Origin of the sequence: Mongoliitalea lutea (assembly GCF_014652135.1) — a bacterium.
GTDB lineage: Bacteria > Bacteroidota > Bacteroidia > Cytophagales > Cyclobacteriaceae > Mongoliitalea > Mongoliitalea lutea.
The window spans coordinates 52,774-70,894 of sequence record NZ_BMYF01000004.1 but is presented as its reverse complement, the minus strand read 5'-3'; the positions used below and the strand labels follow the sequence as shown (position 1 = coordinate 70,894).

The window sequence follows — 18,121 nt, the reverse complement described above, 5'->3', positions numbered from 1 at the left end:
CAGTTAAGGAGTTAATCTTCGGTTTCTTCGTCTTCTTCTGGAGCCTCGGGGATATCAAGTGAGGAAATCACCTTGTCCATGTGTTGCGCATAGGAAGCAGAGTCATCTAAAAACAAGGCAAGCTCCGGTACAATCCTTACGGATTTTCCAATGCGGTTACCCAAGTGTTTTCTGATTTCGCTTTTCTTTTCATTGATTTTCTCAAACATCACCTTATCCTTGTCCAACAAAAAGCTTAAGTAAATTTTAGCTACTCCCAGATCAGGACTCATTGAAACCCCGGAGATGGTCACAAAGGTGCTGCCTAAGAGATGCTTAGCTTCTTTTTGGAAGATTTCACCGATCTCTTTTTGAATAAGTTTGCTGTATTTTTGCTGTCGCTTACTTTCCATGATAGATTTTAATTGGTACAAATTTAGTGAATTAAAAGCGTAACCTTTAATTTCGTGGGTTATCATTCCAACTTAAACCGAATATTCAAAGACCTTGTTAAGTTTTTTTAAAGTCAACGATCCCTTCCGTCTTGTCGCAGTATTGGGTCTCATGCTATTGATGAGCCTCATTTATGGCTGGGTGCTTAAAGCTCCAATGACTCAACCCGAGATGATCTGGATGTTATTGGGAGAACGTTTGGCGGAGGGTGGACACATGTATAAAGATGTGATTGACAACACAGCCCCTCTTTCAGCGGGGGTATTTTGGATGATGCATGTATTATTTGGCAAAAGTTTACTGGCCCATCAGCTACTCGCTTATTTCTTGATTTGTTTTCAGATCATTTATGTGAATAATCTCTTTTTTAACTTTCGCACCTTCGAAGAAAACTCCTATGTTCCAGCACTGATTATGGGAGTTTTGTTCCATAGTTCGTTTGATTTCATTAGATTGACACCTATGCTTATGGGTAGTTCATTTCTTATTTTAGCCGTTGGACAGTTTTTTTCACAAACAGTTTTGCAAAAAGAAAATACAAGTAGTGCACTTCTTGTAGGTCTTTATTTAGGGATTGCGTGTTGTTTTCATTTTCCTTTGATTGCATTTTTCCCTTACTTACTAGTGGTTGGTGTAGCTATTGGGGGTTACAACTTTTCCCAATTGATTTTAGCTATGGTAGGATATTTCCTTCCCTTAGCATGTGTAACTACATATTATTTCTGGATTGGGGGAATTGGAGAGTTCTTTTCGGAGTTTTTATTGACATCCAAGCTGGAATTTTCTTACAAGCATGTCAGTTTGCAAGATCTATTCTTTCTTATGGTGATTCCAGTCTTTTTTACAACGATTGGAATAATTTATGGTTCCTTTTTCAAATCTTTAACCGTAAATCAACAAAAGCAATTACAGATCATGTTGATTTTTTTTCTATCTGCTGTAGTTGTGGTTTTTTTATCTAATAGAAATACGCCCTACCAGTTAGTTTTATTTGTTTTACCGATGTGTTACTTTATAAGTCTGTTTTTTTTATCGAATTCATCAGGTATTCTTATGACCATTTTAACCTATTTCTTTTTGATGGGTGTACCACTGACGGGTATGTTTTGGCTATTTCAAAAAACGGCTCTAAATGAATCTAATGCCTATACAGTAAAGCAAGAAAACAGACATGAAATTGCTAATGGGAAAAAGGTTTTAGTATTAGGTACAGATTTGGGGTATTATTGGAATGCTTCTTTGGCTACTCCTTATTTAAATTATTTTCATTCTAAAAAGCTATTGACTAACTATTTAGATATGAGTTCAATGGCGCAAGTTTATCAAGCGATGAGAATGGATATGCCTGAAATCATCATAGATGAAGAAGGAGTTTTTATGGAATTGATACATGTTTTTCCTTCATTTAAGGAACTTTATGTCTTGGAGAGAAGGGGCGTTTATGTGTTGAAATAAGGTTTTACTTTTCTAACGTAGACTAAGTAGCCTATTGCTATGAATGAAAAAATAATTAAAAATTTCCACAGAATTTCTCCTATTGAGGTTGTTGACTTATTGGTATTTTCATCTTTGGCTTCTAGTGCTCTTTTAAGAATTGCTATTTCTCTTTCTTGCTTTTGGACGATGAATTTGTAATCATTTTTTTCGTAGGTGATTTCAGTCTTTTCTATCTCATTTAATAACTTAAGTTCTTCCATGATTTGATTGTCCTTTTGGATGATTCTTGCCATCCATTCATGGGTTTCAATCATATCTTTTTTGGTACGATTACCAAAAATTCCCGTTTTTTTACTTTCAGAAACTTTCCATTCCTCATGCATACGCTCCCGCTCTTTCATTAAGCGCTCCAATTTGGCTTGAGCAAAAACCTGTATTGGTGTAAACCAACACAAGATGCAGATAAAACTAACAATTCTTCTGTAATTCATGCTTACTAATCAGCAAATCCTATGCCTATTGTTTTTTCTTTTTTAATGCTTTCCTGCGAAAGGAAGAAGATTTCCGTTTTCCATTTGTGTAAAAGTTATACATGAAGTTGATGGCGAAAACCAAAATGGTCATGGGGATAAAAACCGAAGGAAACATGATGCGTACTCCCAAGAGTATAACCATAGAGGCGATGATGCCGAGCTTAAAGGTTGTATGAGACTCCGGATAAAGCTTGCCTATCAAATAAAGACTCAATGATTCGATAAATACTACCAAAATCAACAAATAGGTTAGCATTTCCCGCATAGTCGTGTCATTGGACCATACTACCCATGCCAGACCTGCGGCCACTAAAATCAAACTTGCGGATTGAATAGATAAATTTAAACGTTCTTTCATCTATGGTACGGTTTGATTAGTTTTTAATATACAAAAAGGATTAATAATACTCCAAGTAAGTTAAACAACTTACCTGGAGTTTTTAGGTTTTTTTAAAAAAATTACAATTTTCTCTTAATAAAGTCCGTCATCAGGCTATATAAATGCCAAGTCGTATTGCCGCCGGAGATGCCGTGGTTTCTGTTTGGGTAGTACATGGTCTCAAACTGTTTATCGGCTTTGATCAGCGCATCAACCAAGTCAACAGCATTCTGATAATGTACATTATCATCACCTGTTCCGTGGATCAATAAGTAGTTTCCTTTTAGTTTATTGACATGGGTAATCGGGCTGTTATCGTCATAGCCTGCTGCATTCAGTTGTGGCGTTTGCAGGTAGCGCTCGGTGTAGATGGTGTCGTAATATCTCCAAGTGGTCACAGGGGCTACTGCGATTGCCGCTTTGAATACATCATTTCCGATCATCAAGGCTAATGAAGACATGTATCCACCATAAGACCAACCCCAAATACCTATGCGGGCAGCATCAATGTATGGGAGGGAACCAAGATGTTTGGCACCTGCTATTTGATCTTCTGTTTCCAATTTGCCCAAGTTGGCATAGGTGATATGCTTGAAGTCTCTGCCACGTCCGCCTGTGCCTCTGTTGTCCACGCATACGACAATATAGCCTTCTGCCGCCAAGTGATGATGCCAAAAATCACGCGCACCACCCCATGAATTCATTACATTTTGCGAACCCGGTCCTCCGTACACATACATCAAGACCGGATACTCTTTGTTGGGATCAAAATCAGCTGGTTTGATCATGTAGCCATTGAGGGAGGTTCCATCCACTGTAGGGAATGAGAAAAACTCTCGTTCACTCATGGCGAACCCTTGTAATCGCTCTTTTAATTCAGCGTTATCCTCCAAAGTTTTTACCAATTTGCCAGAGGTATCAAAAAGACGAACCATCAAAGGGCTGTTGGCATTGGTGTAATTGGATATGAAGAACTTAAAGTCCTTTGATATGTTGATAGAGTGGTTACCGTTCTCTGGTGTTAGCAATTTTTTACCCTTTCCATCCATGCCGATGACATAGAGATTACGCTCCATGGGAGATTGCTCGGTGGATACGAAATAGATTTTCTTTCCTTTTTCGTCGATTCCTACCAAATTGGTTACTTCCCAATTTCCGGAAGTTATCTGACGGATCAATTTCCCTTGATTGTCATGATGGTAAATATGCTTATATCCATCTTGCTCCGAAGTACGGATAAAGCCTTTGTTTCCTTCCAAAAAGCGTAAGTCATCATTGGAATTCAAATCCACATAGGTTTTTGCCTCTTCCCTCAAAATCAATTGACTGGCTCCTGTCTGGACATTTGCATAAAACAAATCCAACTGATTTTGTAACCTGTTTAAGCGTAGATAAGCCAAGGTGTTGGCATCATTAGTCCAGTAGATTCTTGGGAGGTAAATATCTGTTTCTTCCCCTGCATCTACATTGACCGTGTTTTTGCTAGCCAAATCATAGACATGAATGCTGACTCCTGAGTTTTTCTCTCCTGCTTTCGGATATTTGAAACGGTAATCTTCCGGGTATAACTTACCCCAAAGCTGCATGTTGAATTCAGGTACATCCGTTTCATCAAAGCGGATAAAGGCAATTCTTTTACCATCGGGAGACCAATCAAAAGCCTTGGCCATAGAAAACTCCTCTTCATATACCCAATCCGCTGCACCGTTCAGTACATGGTTCCATTTTCCATCTTGGGTAATTTGTGTCACCTCATTGCTATTGAGATTGACGTAATACAGGTTATTATCTTTGACAAAGGCTACTTTGTCATTATCAGGTGATAGGGTGGCGTACATGATTTTCTCCCCATCCATCAATTGCTGGGCAGTGCCTGTTTTTAGGTCTACCACATGATATACCCCCTTACTGGATCTTCTGTAAATTCTTTCAATATCCGAAGCTACCAAGGCTTTGGATTCATCCGAGTTGAAGCTGTAGCTGCTGAAGTTGATGCCCAAAGCAGCACCATCGATCAATACACCTGCTTCTTCTCCCGTAGCAACATTGATCTTCACCACTTTCGGGCCTGCCGGACTACGCTGTAAGGAAGAATAAAATTGACCATCCTTCATCCAATTGATTCCAAAAACAGACTTTTGGGAAAACACTGAAGATTTAAACACATCTTCCAAGCTTACTTTTTTCTTTTCTTGGGCCTGTATTTGCCAAGAAAGTATCAGGCATGCAAGCAATGCCATCCATTTCATTCGAAACATATATTTACATGGGTTTAATTCAGCGAGCTAAGTTACTCAAAATGTATGGTTCACAAAGGTGAAGCTGTTGAACGGAGATTTTTTGAACTAAAAGGATGGAATTTTCCTGATTTTATGCTAATTCGTAGTCAAATTCACAGCCTTATGAAGAAACGAATTGCTTTAGTTACCGGTGGGTTCACGGGTGAGTCTGTTATTTCACTTAAAAGTGCCGCCGTTGTAGACGCTATCCTCGACCGGGATCGATATGATGTTTTTAAAATTCTGATTTATCCAGGCAATTGGTATCACCCCACCGAATCAGGAGAACAAATTCCCGTGGATTTGAATGACTTTTCTATTACAATCGGCGATGAAAAAACCACATTTGACGGAGTGTTTAACATCCTTCACGGTTCTCCGGGAGAAGATGGGAAGTTGGCGGGCTATTTCGATATGATAGGTTTGCCCTATACCACTTGCGATGCTTTAACTTCTGCCATCACCATGAATAAAGGCTATACCAAAGCAATTGTTCAGGATATTCCAGAGTTGTTTGTAGCCCGATCTGTTCAGCTTTTTGAGCAAACTCCTGAAAATGAAACTAGAATTTTGAAAGAACTAAGATTGCCACTATTTATCAAGCCAAATAATGGAGGGAGTAGCATTGGCATGAGTAAGGTGAAAGATCCAAGCGAATTGTCAGAGGCTTTGGAAAAAGCATTTGCAGAGGATAAGCAGGTTTTGGTAGAGGAGTTTATTTCTGGGAGAGAGTTTTCTATTGGCGTATTTAAAAGCAGGGGTGAAATCACGGTGCTGCCAGCCACAGAAATTGTTAGTAGCAAAGAGTTTTTTGATTTCGAAGCAAAATATCAGCCCGGTATTACCGAGGAAATTACACCAGGGCGTATGTCAGAGGAAGAAGTGGCTCGTGTCAACCGAATCATCGAACAGGTCTATCAAAAGTTGAACTGTAAAGGTGCAGTTCGCATCGATTATTTCTTGGAATACGAAACGGGTAAATTTTATTTCGTGGAAATCAATACCGTTCCTGGCCAAACAGAAACGAGTTTGATCTCCCAGCAAGTGCGAGCCATAGGCATGGAGGTTAAAGATTTTTATAATCTATTACTGGATGAGCTGTGGGATGAGGACTAATACTCTCCAACATGAATAAAAAAAAACGACTGAGTGATCAGTCGTTTTTTTTTAAGGCTTACAGTCCAAAAGATTTTTTAATTTTATCAACGTAATCCAATTTTTCCCAAGTGAAAAGTTCTACATCTAGGGATAGCTCTTTTCCGTCCGGTGTTCTGAATGTTTTGGTGACTACTTGAGGCTCTCTTCCCATGTGTCCATAAGCAGCAGTCTCCTCGTAGATTGGATAACGTAATTTTAGACGTTTTTCTATGCTATAGGGTCTCATGTCAAATAGCTCCATTATTTTTTGGGCAATTTCCCCATCGGTCATGTTAACTTTGGATGTTCCATAAGTATTTACATAAATTCCCATGGGCTGAGCTACACCGATTGCATAGGATACCTGCACAAGGATTTCATCGGATACACCTGCTGCTACCATATTTTTGGCGATGTGTCGGGTTGCATAAGCCGCCGAGCGGTCTACTTTGGATGGGTCTTTTCCGGAGAATGCACCACCTCCATGAGCGCCTTTGCCTCCGTAGGTATCTACAATGATTTTTCTGCCAGTCAATCCTGTATCTCCATGCGGTCCTCCGATCACGAATTTTCCGGTAGGGTTGATGTGATAAGTGATTTGGTCCGTAAATAAGGCCTGAATCTCTGGCTTCAGCTGAGCTTTTACGCGCGGGATCAAGATTTTAATCAAATCTTCCTTGATCTTTGCAAGCATTGTAGGTTCATCAGCAAACTCATCGTGTTGCGTAGAAATAACGATAGCGTCGATTCTCTGAGGTCGATTATCGTCAGAATATTCGATGGTTACCTGAGACTTTGAATCTGGTCTGAGATATGAGATTTCTTTGGACTCTCTTCTCAAAGCAGCCAATTCTTTCAAAATTCTATGCGAAAGATCCAATGCAAGAGGCATAAAGTTTTCTGTCTCTTTGGTAGCATACCCAAACATCATTCCTTGATCACCTGCACCTTGCTCTTCAGGATTTTTTCTGTCTACCCCTTGGTTGATGTCTGGAGACTGTTCGTGGATAGCGGATAGTACACCACAGGAGTTGCCATCAAACATGTATTCACCTTTGGTGTAACCAATACGGTTGATCACCTGACGAGCGATTTGCTGAACATCTAGGTATGTATCGGATTTAACTTCTCCAGCCAAGATTACCTGACCGGTAGTTACCAGTGTTTCACAGGCTACTTTGGATCTAGGATCAAATGCTAAAAAATTATCGATCAATGCATCTGAGATTTGGTCCGCTACTTTATCTGGATGTCCTTCAGATACTGATTCGGACGTAAATAAATAAGGCATATAACTATTTTTAGATTGCTTTTGAAATAAGTCCGTAAAAATAAGGGTTCTTATTGATTTAGAAAATTAAATCACCTCAATTGTAATCTTTAAATTTTGATTCTTTTATTGCCCCTCAATATCCTTAACTTTGCTCAACCAAACTAACTTTCCCTCCTCTATGAACGAAAGGTATATGCAAAGAGGTGTCTCAGCCTCAAAAGAAGATGTGCACAAGGCTATTTCTAATCTTGATAAAGGCTTGTACCCTCACGCTTTCTGTAAAATTGTCGAAGATACACTTGGCAATGATCCTGATTTCTGTAATATTATGCATGCAGATGGAGCAGGAACGAAGTCTTCGCTGGCCTACATGTACTGGAAAGAGACGGGGGACTTGAGCGTATGGAAAGGCATCGCCCAAGATGCTATCATCATGAACACGGATGATTTGTTATGTGTGGGAGCGGTCAATAACATTTTGGTATCTTCTACCATTGGACGTAATAAAAACCTGATTCCTGGGGAGGTAGTTTCCGCTATCATCAATGGTACAGAGGAAGTGCTTCAATTGTTGAGAGACCATGGAGTGAACGTAGTGTTGACGGGAGGAGAAACTGCTGATGTAGGGGATTTGGTGCGAACAGTAATTGTAGATAGCACGGTTACCTGCCGTATGCGCAAAGATGAAGTAATTTCTAATGACAATATCCGCCCGGGAGATGTGGTGGTAGGTTTGGCGTCTTTTGGGCAGGCCAGCTACGAATCATCTTACAACGGGGGCATGGGAAGTAATGGGTTGACCTCTGCCCGTCACGATGTGTTTAGTAAAGTACTAAAAGCAAAATATCCTGAAAGTTTTGACCCGGCAGTACCCGAGCACTTGGTATATTCCGGAAAATATGGCCTCGCAGACCCTGCGCCGGGTTTGCCTGTGGATATGGGTAAATTGGTGCTTTCACCTACCCGAACCTATGCCCCGATTATGGTGGATGTGTTGAAATATTTGCGTCCGCACATTCATGGCTTGGTTCATTGCAGTGGTGGAGCGCAGACGAAGGTTTTGCATTTTGTGGATCATGTGCATGTGGTGAAAGATGATTTGTTTGAAACCCCACCACTATTCAAAATCATCCAAGAGGAAAGTGGGACTGATTGGAAGGAAATGTACAAAGTATTCAACATGGGGCACCGATTGGAGGTTTACTTGGAAGAGCGTTATGCGGAAGAGATCATTGATATAGCAGAATCCATGGGTGTAGAAGCAAAAATCATAGGCAGAGTACTTCCCCATGAAGGCAAAAAAGTCACTATCCAAAGTGCGCATGGAACGTTTGAATACGAATAAAATCTATCGATGAAACTGAATTTTAAAAAGTCCGGTCAGGGCGATGTGTTGATCATCCTGCATGGGTTATTTGGCTCTGCTGATAATTGGTTCAGCATAGCACGAGAGTTAGAAAAGCATTTCACACTTTACCTTGTGGATCAGCGCAATCATGGGGATTCCCCGCATAGCGATGAATGGAACTATGAGCTCATGGCGAATGATATCAAGGAATTGATGGACAATGAAGGGATTTCCAAAGCACATTTGATGGGTCATTCTATGGGAGGAAAGACGGTGATGAAGTTTGCTACTTTGTTTCCTGAAATGATAGACCAATTGATTGTAGCTGATATTGCTCCACGGTATTATCCTGTACATCATGGTAGGATTTTGGAAGGGCTGAATGCGATTCCTTTGGATACTATCCAATCCAGAAAGGAAGCTGACGATGTTTTAGCAGCGTTCATCAAGATACCGGGTATCCGACAGTTTTTGTTGAAAAGTCTGGGCAGGGATGATGCTGGGAAGTTTATCTGGAAGATCAACCTGTCGGTGATTACTGAGCAGATTGAAATTGTTGGTGAAGCCATTACTTCTGACAAACCTATAGAGATCCGAACCCTATTTATGGGCGGTGCCAATTCCGATTATATCTTAGATTCTGATAAGGAAGAAATCGCAACACTATTCCCTAATTCATCCATCATCTTTATCAAAGACGCCGGTCATTGGCTACATGCCGAGCAGCCCAAGGCGGTGATCGAGACGGTGATGGCTTTCCTCGGATAGGTTGTTCTCGCAGATAAAGGAGATTTGGCGGATTTGGCGCTGATTTTTAAAAATACAGCTGAAAAATCTGTGTTCAATCTATTTTATCTCCTATATCTGCGAGAGCCCTTTCTGCGAGAACTTCTTAAAATCTCAAAGCCACCCCGCTTTTTACTGGTGAAAGCTGTAACTCCAGCGTAGCAGTTCCTCTTACCGAACTGAAAACTTGTTGGTTATAGGCATTGACTGCGCGTTGCTGATTGACAAAATAGCTTGAGATAAATCCTGAGCCAATGACTAATGCACCAAAAGAAGGCCAAAAGACTGGACTGATATTATCACTCCCTGGTGCGAGAAATACAGCGGTGCTTATTCCTACCAATCCTGCAAAAGCTAAAGGAATTCCAACCCGCTTTCTTTTTTTTGCAATGTCCATAAACTCTTTACTGTCCGGAAACTTTGCCATAACAGCTTCTAGCTCTTTAAAATTAAATTCTTGCCCCTTTACTGAGTACTTATTCCAGCCGGAAAACCAGTCACGGTTGACGTCTATCAACTGCGTATCCTCCGCAATTTGTGCAACACCTGAGAAGGTGATAGCTAGTAGCATGAACATTATCAGCGAAAGTGATTTCATAGAGTCCTTGAGTTTGTTATTCGTAATCTACGGAATTTTTGGCCTATATTTAAACTTGATTTCTGAAAAAAGTTCGCATGAGTAAAGGAAAATTGTTTTTGATTCCCTCGGTTTTGGCACCAGATACAGCTGCTGATATTATCAGTCCACAGGTAAAGTCAGTCATTCAACATACCAAGCACTTTTTAGTGGAGGATTTGCGTACCGCACGTCGGTATATCAGTAGTTTGAAGTTGGGAGTGGTGATTGATGAATTGCATTTGGAAATTTTGGATAAGAAGACGAGACTAGCTGCTATGCCGAGTTTGATGGCTCCGATTTTTGAGGGGAAGGATGTCGGAGTGATTTCCGAAGCAGGATGTCCAGGTATCGCAGATCCAGGTTCGGTAGCAGTAGCTTATGCACATGAAAAAGGGATTCAGGTAGTTCCCCTTTCAGGTCCTAGTTCTATGTTTCTAGCATTGATGGGTTCGGGATTCAATGGACAATCTTTTGCCTTTCATGGATATTTACCCATTGATAAAAAAGCGAGAATAGGGGCTATCAAGGAATTGGAAGCCGATTCCATTAAGAATCGGCGAACACAAATTTTTATGGAAACACCTTTTAGAAACAATCACTTGTTTCAGGACTTGATCAGCAATCTCCATCCACTCACAAAGCTATGTGTGGCAAAAAATCTAACAGGTTCTGATGAACTGATTGTTACCAAAACTGCAAAGGATTGGAAAAGAGAAACAATTGACTTGCATAAAATTCCAACTGTATTTGTATTGTTTGCTGGAGAACAATACAAATAGCCTCTAAATTTACAGAGGCTATTTGTATTAATTTAGGGATTTATGAGAGTTCTGTATGATTCATAAATTAGGAGTACGTCCTGCACATAATTTACAGCTGTATGTCCTTTGGCGAAACCACTTTTAACAACGGGATCTTTATAATATTCGGGGTGAGACTTTAATCCTAGAAAAGTGCTAACATTTTCCCATAGGTGTGCATTTTTTCCGTATTTTAATGCAAGTCTCCATGCATCTTCTACGTGACCATGCCCTATATTATAGGAGGCAAGGATAAATTGTACTCGTTCATTGGATTCAGGGATTCGCTCTTTCCAAAATCTATCCAAATATTTCAGGTAATTTACCCCTCCCATCAAACTCTGATAAGGGTCTTGAGGATTATCCACACCGAACCTTTGTAAAGTAACAGGCATCAATTGCAGGAGTCCTTGAGCGCCGGCATAGGACTCAGCCTCAGAGTCAAAGTTAGATTCTTTGTAGACCAAAGAAGCCAACAATCTCCAATCCCAACCTAATTGATCGGCTCCTTTTTGGATGATTTCATCGTATGGAGAAATCCTGTTTCCTGCCACAGAGGAGAAATCTGAGTTGGAACGGTAGTAAGAATTTGTAGAGTTTTTATAATACTTGGCATATAAGGTTTGCACATAACCTGAACCAGTTTTTGCAGACATCCACGCATTAATTGCTTCTTCCAAAGCAGGAGCATTTTTCCTTACGGCCCAAGCCACATCCGCCTTAGGAGCAACTTCCCACTCGATAGTTAGGTTCGAGTGATAACTTGCATTGACCAAGGCTTCCACTTTATCAGCTACTGTGTAAGCGATCTTCCCTGTTTTCACTTGATGAATCAATGCGTCACTATCCAAGTTGGATTCAATAATGGATAATTGAATCCCATATTCCTGCTGTATTTTGCACAGTTGTGCTTTGTAGATGGCATCTTTGCGGATATGAATCGTTTTGCCATCCAAATCCTGCCATGAGTTAATACCGTCTCGATCATTATGATGAACCAGCACAGTTCCCATTTCTCCGAGCGGATGAGTAAAGTTGGCTAAATGAAAACGACTTTCATGCACTTCAAAATTCATAGCAATGATATCTGCCCGACCTTTGTTCAACATGTAAAAAGCTTCATTGATATCGGACTGCACAATCAAGTGCAAGCGTACTCCTAAGTGGGCAGCTAAGTTTTTCAATAGCTCAAACTCATAACCCATTCTACGACCTTTGTAGATATAGTAGCTTGTAGAAGAATTATCTACAATAGCTCTGATAAAGCCTCTTTTTTGAATTTCTTCCAAATCCAAGATAATCGGATTTTCGTAAAAAATTTCTTCTTTAAGCTCGTGTTCTTTCTGCGTGCATTGCACTCCAAAGAGAGCAAAAACGCTAATTAAAATAAGTACATATACTATTTTTTGCATTTCAATAAGGTCCTGAAAACGGACATGGTGAAACCAAGGCGATTATTAACAAATTGTGTGCCAAAAAGATACGTGTGTCAATGAATTGGTTTTTGGGGCACCTTGGATGTGATGAAATAAAAAAGTTCATGCAAATGATTTACATGAACTCAATCGATTGTGAAGATTTTAAAGAGCTGTATTTTTTAATCTAAACTGAGGTTGAACTTGTTGTTATCGCCTTGAAAATAAATTCTGCCTGACAGACGCATCAATTCGATTTCCATCTCCTTGATATTGAATAAAGCTGTCAGAAGACGGTTTTCTGCTGTCAGTAAGTTGACCTGTGCATCTCTGAATTGTAAGTAATCTGCAATCCCCAATCGAAAACGCTCCAAGGCAATGTCGGCACTTTCTACCGCAGTCTTGTAGTTGGCAAACTCAATGTCAAGTAATTGTAAATTGGTGTTGTATGTATTGTAAGCACGCTGAATGTCGGAAACCATTTGGATCTCCATTTCCTGCAAAGCAATCGTGGCACTGTTTTGTTGTACTCGGGCATTTTGAATACGTCTGTTAATGGTCAAACCTGAAAATATAGGAAGGCTCATGTTGACCCCATAGTTATATCCTTGACGTTGGTTAAGCAAAAGAAAACCTGCTTCTGAGGTGAAGGTGTTTTTATTGTAAGCCGCATTCAAATTGATTTGCGGTAATCTAGCTGCCTGTGCTTCCCTAATGGCTAGAAATGCTGCATTTTCCTGGCGCTGTGTTACTAAGAATTGCTTGTTGTGAATGTATGCATTTTCTACCAAGTCTTCCAGAAGTAGATTTTTATCTACGGTAATCGTATCATTTACCTCGTAATCAAAAGCAGGAACTTGTGCTAATAGCTCATTCAGGTTTACTCGAGAGTTTTTGATGGTCAGTTCTTGATTGACCAATAGAGATAAATCAGCATTGTAATCCACCTGGGCAGTCAGGAAATCTCTTTTTCCTGCCCCCCCCAATTCATAACGGGCCTTTGCAATATCCAATCGTGCTTGTGAAAGATCAAGCGTTGTTTTCAGTACATTATAACGTTGCTGTTCCAGGACTAATCGGTAGTAAGCAATGGAAATTGCTGCAACTGTATTTTCAACCAACACTTTGGCCTGTAACTCAGAAATCTCTGCCAGTTTACCAAGTACTTTTACTGTATAGATAGCGTCCGGCCTAAAACCGTAGAAACCAACCAAGGAATAGTTTTCATTCTCTGTCAAAGCCGCAGGGATCTGATTTTGTTCAGATGAGTTTGCAAACTGCTGGGTAACGTCCTCTCTGTTGAAGGAATTCAGGAAGGTTCCTGTCAAGGTGGGCATAAAGAAGGTTCCAATTCCGATTTTGACATCCCGTTGGGCAATATTTAAATCATTTTGGGCTATTTTTAGTCCAAAATTTCTTTCCAAACCCATCAATACGGCTTTTTCCAAATCCATTCCTTCGCTTTGTGCAAGTAGGGATTGGTTGGAAATCAATACTATAAAGGCAATTAAAAATAGCTTTCTCATTAAACTCTCGCTAAGCGTCCTTTTTTAGATGTGAGGTATGTATATACAGCAGGAATTACAAATAAGGTCAAGATGGTGGCAAAGACTAATCCGCCGATTACAGCAACACCCATTGGGACTCTACTTTCAGCGCCAGCGCCCAAGGCTAATGCAATAGGTAAAATCCCTAAAATTGTGGATAAACTCGTCATCAAGATCGGTCTAAATCGGGCTGCTGCTGCACCGATAATGGCTTCATCAATCGACATTCCCTGTGCTTTCCGCTGATTGGCAAATTCTACGATCAAAATACCGTTTTTCGTTACCAAGCCAATGAGCATGATGATTCCAATCTGACTGAAGATATTCAAAGTGAAGTCAAAATACCACAAAGAGAATAATGCACCGAATAGGGCCAACGGAACCGTAAACATGATGGTCAATGGATCTTTGAAACTTTCAAATTGAGCAGATAGCACCAAGTAAATCAAAACTAATGCAAATAAGAAAGCAAAGATCAAACTGTTGGAGCTGTCTCTAAATTCTTTGGAAAGACCTGCCAAATCAGTACTGTAGGAATCATCCAATACTTCAGAAGCAATTCTATCCATTTCATCCAAGCCCACACCAATGGTATAACCTTCCGCTAACTGTGCAGAAATTGTCGCACTTACAAATCGATTGAAACGATATAATTGTGGAGGTGTGCTTTTTTCCTTAATAGAAACCAAGTTGTCTAGCTGAACCAGTTCTCCATTGTCTGCACGCACATAAAGCATTCGAAGGTTAACAGGCTCATTTCTGTCCTGTAATTGCATCTCTCCAATTACCTCGTACTGCTTTCCATTCATGATAAAGTAGCCAAAGCGCTGACCGGAATAGGATAGCTGAAGCGTACGGGCGATTTCTTGTACGGAAACTCCAATATTTCTGGCTTTCTGACGGTCAATCTCTACCTCAATCTCAGGCTTTGTGAATTTCAGGTTTACATCTGCAAAGCTGAAGATTGGGCTTTGATTAGCCTGTTCCAAGAATGGAGGGATTACTTCTTTCAATTTGTCCAAGGTAGGTGCTTGAATCACATATTGCACCGGAAGACCTGCTCTCCTGTCTCCAATGGAAGGTGGTTGCGTACCAAAAGCTCTGACAGCAGTGTAATCTCTTAGTTTCCCTTGGACCTGATTAAAGATTTCCTGTTGTGATCTGGACCTTTCGCTGGATTCTGTCAGAATGAGTCGAAGGAAACCGGAGTTGGTACTTGCGGTGCCAAAGCCCGGAGAGGTAACTGTAATGATACCTTCGCGCTCTTCGTCAGGAATCGCTTCTATAAAATCCCGCGTCATTTGGTTCAATACCTCATCCATATAGCCAAAGGTTGCACCTTCAGGACCGGTTAAGTTGACCCGCATTTCCCCTCTGTCCTCGATAGGAGATAATTCAGTTGGGATGATTTGGAAGAATTGATAAATCCCCAAACTCATCAGCAAAATGATGATAAATGCTACCCAACGGAAACGCATGAATCCATTTAAAGCGATGTTGTATTTTTCATTCAACCATTCGAAAATAGGCTCTGTCAAGTTGTAAAATGCATTTTGCTTTTCACGCTTCTTCAAAAGCTTAGAGCTCAACATTGGCGTCATGGTAAGTGCCACGAAAGAGGAAATAATAACTGCTCCTGCCACCACAATCCCAAATTCCCTAAATAATCTACCAGTGGTACCCGTAAGGAAAATCACCGGTAGAAATACAGCGGCTAAGGCCACAGTGGTTGCAATTACAGCAAAGAAGATTTCTTCTGCGCCCTTTTCTGCCGCTTTATCTGGATTTTCTCCTTTTTCTATTCTGGTGTAGATATTCTCCAAAACTACAATGGCATCATCCACCACGAGTCCAATGGATAATACAATCCCCAGCAAAGTCAATACATTGATAGAAAAATCCATCAAGTACATGATAAAGAATACCCCAATCAAGGAGATTGGAATGGTCAACACTGGAATAAACGTAGTTCTCCAATCCCTCAAGAACAAGAAGATAATAGTCACCACCAGCATAAAGGCAATGAATATCGTTTCTTGTACTTCTTTAATAGAATTTCGGATAAATTTCGTCGAATCAAATCCAATACCTAGCTTGATATCATCTGGAATATCTCGTTCGATAACTTTTAATCGCTTATAAAATTCATCAACGATTTCAATATTATTAGATCCTGGGAGTGGAATTAAAACAACTCCTACCATTGGAATTCCATCCCGTTTTAATACAGTCCGCTCATTTAATGCAGCTAATTCAGCTTTTCCAATATCCTGAAATCGTACTATGCTATTTTGGTCTTCTTTGATAATGAGCTCATTGAACTCCTGAGGAGTATTTAATCGGCTTTTAGTTCGGACTGACAGTTCTATCGCCGAACCTTCAATTCTTCCGGAAGGGAGTTCTACGTTTTCGGTTTGTACTTTGGTCAGTACATCCGAAGGAGTAATCCCGTAGGAAGCCATCCGCAGCGGGTCAATTCTAAGCCGAATAGCATAGCGTTTTTCTCCCCAAATCTGCACAGTGCTGACGCCAGGAATAGTTTGTAAACGTTCTTTGAAGACATTATTGGCTAAATCGGACAGTTCCATCAGGTTTCTCTTGTCACTTTGCACATTGAGAAAAACGATGGGCTGGGAATCCGAATCGGCTTTGGATACTACAGGGGGCTCTGCATCGGGGGGAAGTCGTCGGACCGCACCTGATACTTTATCACGTACGTCGTTGGCAGCGGCTTCCAAGTCAGCCCCCACTTCAAATTCAACCGTGATATTGCTGGTTCCATCGTTACTGGTAGAAGTAAGCGATTTAATCCCTGCGATACCGTTGATAGCTTCTTCTAAAGGCTCAGTAATCTGGGCTTCAATTACATCCGCATTGGCACCGACGTAAGTGGTACGCACATTGATAATCGGAGGGTCCACACTTGGGAATTCTCTAATGCCCAAAAATGAAATCCCTATAATCCCGAACAAAAGAATCGTCAGGGACATCACTATCGCCAAGACAGGTCTTCTGATACTAATCGTTGATAAACTAGCCATGATTAGTTAATTTTTGTGTAATTGACAGGCATCCCACCTCTCACTTGCAATATTCCTGTGGTCAACACAAGGTCGCCATTTGTTACTCCATCAACTAATTGGACATATCGGTCTGTACGAGTTCCAATAGTTACCTGTCTTTCTTCTACTTTGCCTTTATTGTTGACAATGTAAACTTTATAGCCACTCAATTCGGGAAGAATTGCTTCTGAAGGAACCATCAAAGCGCCCTCATTCACACCTAGGATGTAACGAATTCTTACAAACATTCCAGGTAAGAAGCGTCTGTCTTTGTTTGGACTTGTCGCACGAATCCGAAGCGTTCTAGTGCCTGTTTCAATACTAGGCTCGTACGCGTAAACGGTCCCTTCCATATCTGCACCACCTGCGTCGTTGGCAAAGAATATTTTGGAACCAATCTTCACTTCATTTGCATAGCGCTCAGGAATGGAAAATTCGATTTTGATTGGGTCGATATTGACAATGCTTGCAATCACATCTGCAGTTCCGATAACACTTCCTTCAGAAATTTGTCTCAATCCTACCACTCCATCAAAAGGTGCTCTGATAACTGTTTTATTCAATTGTGCCTCCACTAAGCGCAGGTCTGCTAGGTTGGTATTGAACTGATTGAGGACGATATCGTATTCTTCTTGGGAAATCGCTTCTTTTTCCAAAAGCTGCTTTTGTCTGTTTTCCTGACTCTCAAAAAGTTTTTTGGAATAGTTTAAGCGGTCGTATTGAGCTTTTAACTCATCATCATTGAGATAGACCAAAGGAGTGCCTTTTTTTACAAATTCACCTTCTCTAAAAGCAACTCTAGTGACCAAACCTGGAATCTCTGGCCTAAGATTGACAGTTTCATTGGGGATAATGGTGCCTGTGATGCTTAGGTTGTTTTCCAAGCGCTCTGGTCTTAACTCTACTACATTTACAGGAAGCGGAGCTAATGCACCTCCAGGGCCAGCCGCAGGACCTGCGTTAGTATTTTCTTGTTTTTTTCCAAAAATGCTATCCTTACGGGGATAGATAAAAATGACAGCGATTACGGCGGCAATCACGACAGACAAAATGACTTTGGTAGACTTTTTCATT

General features: G+C 40.6%; 15 protein-coding genes. 5 read left to right on the top strand and 10 right to left on the bottom strand.

Translation table 11 applies throughout. From position 1 onward, the window contains the following. Positions 1–11 precede the first annotated feature (11 nt). Positions 12–392, bottom strand: a complete 381-nt coding sequence (gene rbfA / locus IE080_RS04350; protein ID WP_189579230.1) for a 30S ribosome-binding factor RbfA — start codon at positions 390–392, stop codon at positions 12–14. Between the two features lie 196 nt (positions 393–588). On the opposite strand from rbfA, the gene IE080_RS04345 reads away from it, so the two are divergent. After that, positions 589–1,887: a hypothetical protein gene (locus tag IE080_RS04345; protein WP_229800492.1), complete on the top strand. Its 1,299-nt coding sequence runs from the start codon at positions 589–591 to the stop codon at positions 1,885–1,887. On the opposite strand, the gene IE080_RS04340 is transcribed toward IE080_RS04345, so the two are convergent. From IE080_RS04340 to IE080_RS04330, 3 genes are all read right to left on the bottom strand, one after another. Beyond that, positions 1,872–2,360 (bottom strand): Clp protease ClpB, encoded by a 489-nt coding sequence (locus IE080_RS04340; protein WP_229800491.1) that lies wholly within the window; start codon positions 2,358–2,360, stop codon positions 1,872–1,874. The two genes, IE080_RS04345 and IE080_RS04340, sit on opposite strands and share 16 nt — an antisense overlap. A gap of 25 nt (positions 2,361–2,385) precedes the next feature. Next, on the bottom strand, positions 2,386–2,760 hold the full coding sequence (locus IE080_RS04335; protein WP_189579228.1) for a hypothetical protein: 375 nt from the start codon (positions 2,758–2,760) through the stop codon (positions 2,386–2,388). A gap of 101 nt (positions 2,761–2,861) precedes the next feature. Next, positions 2,862–5,039, bottom strand: a complete 2,178-nt coding sequence (locus IE080_RS04330) for a S9 family peptidase (RefSeq protein ID WP_189579227.1) — start codon at positions 5,037–5,039, stop codon at positions 2,862–2,864. 144 nt (positions 5,040–5,183) lie between these two features. On the opposite strand from IE080_RS04330, the gene IE080_RS04325 reads away from it, so the two are divergent. Further along, positions 5,184–6,176: a D-alanine--D-alanine ligase gene (locus IE080_RS04325; protein ID WP_189579226.1), complete on the top strand. Its 993-nt coding sequence runs from the start codon at positions 5,184–5,186 to the stop codon at positions 6,174–6,176. A 58-nt stretch (positions 6,177–6,234) separates the two neighbouring features. On the opposite strand, the gene metK is transcribed toward IE080_RS04325, so the two are convergent. Further along, positions 6,235–7,488, bottom strand: a complete 1,254-nt coding sequence (gene metK / locus IE080_RS04320; RefSeq protein WP_189579225.1) for a methionine adenosyltransferase — start codon at positions 7,486–7,488, stop codon at positions 6,235–6,237. A gap of 160 nt (positions 7,489–7,648) precedes the next feature. Here metK and IE080_RS04315 point away from each other — a divergent pair, with 160 nt between their 5' ends. Both IE080_RS04315 and IE080_RS04310 read left to right on the top strand, forming a co-directional pair. Next, positions 7,649–8,815 (top strand): AIR synthase related protein, encoded by a 1,167-nt coding sequence (locus IE080_RS04315; protein ID WP_189579224.1) that lies wholly within the window; start codon positions 7,649–7,651, stop codon positions 8,813–8,815. A gap of 9 nt (positions 8,816–8,824) precedes the next feature. Beyond that, the gene (locus IE080_RS04310; RefSeq protein ID WP_189579223.1) at positions 8,825–9,586 is read left to right on the top strand and encodes an alpha/beta fold hydrolase; all 762 of its coding nucleotides are present in this window, start codon (positions 8,825–8,827) and stop codon (positions 9,584–9,586) included. A gap of 124 nt (positions 9,587–9,710) precedes the next feature. On the opposite strand, the gene IE080_RS04305 is transcribed toward IE080_RS04310, so the two are convergent. Continuing rightward, a complete protein-coding gene (locus tag IE080_RS04305) occupies positions 9,711–10,202 on the bottom strand; it encodes a hypothetical protein (protein WP_189579222.1) in 492 nt (163 codons plus the stop codon). Between the two features lie 77 nt (positions 10,203–10,279). Here IE080_RS04305 and IE080_RS04300 point away from each other — a divergent pair, with 77 nt between their 5' ends. Continuing rightward, positions 10,280–11,002: an SAM-dependent methyltransferase gene (locus IE080_RS04300; protein WP_189579221.1), complete on the top strand. Its 723-nt coding sequence runs from the start codon at positions 10,280–10,282 to the stop codon at positions 11,000–11,002. A 32-nt stretch (positions 11,003–11,034) separates the two neighbouring features. Here the strand turns inward: IE080_RS04300 and IE080_RS04295 are convergent, their stop codons facing one another. From IE080_RS04295 to IE080_RS04280, 4 genes are all read right to left on the bottom strand, one after another. After that, positions 11,035–12,435, bottom strand: coding sequence for an MltF family protein (locus IE080_RS04295; protein WP_189579220.1), 1,401 nt, complete (start codon positions 12,433–12,435; stop codon positions 11,035–11,037). Positions 12,436–12,620: 185 nt separating this feature from the next. After that, the gene (locus tag IE080_RS04290) at positions 12,621–13,964 is read right to left on the bottom strand and encodes a TolC family protein (RefSeq protein ID WP_189579219.1); all 1,344 of its coding nucleotides are present in this window, start codon (positions 13,962–13,964) and stop codon (positions 12,621–12,623) included. Then, complete coding sequence (locus IE080_RS04285; RefSeq protein ID WP_189579218.1) at positions 13,964–17,026, bottom strand: efflux RND transporter permease subunit; 3,063 nt, start codon at positions 17,024–17,026, stop codon at positions 13,964–13,966. The genes IE080_RS04290 and IE080_RS04285 overlap by 1 nt, the downstream gene beginning before the upstream one ends. A 2-nt stretch (positions 17,027–17,028) precedes the next feature. Then, positions 17,029–18,120, bottom strand: a complete 1,092-nt coding sequence (locus IE080_RS04280; protein WP_189579217.1) for an efflux RND transporter periplasmic adaptor subunit — start codon at positions 18,118–18,120, stop codon at positions 17,029–17,031. Position 18,121 lies beyond the last annotated feature (1 nt).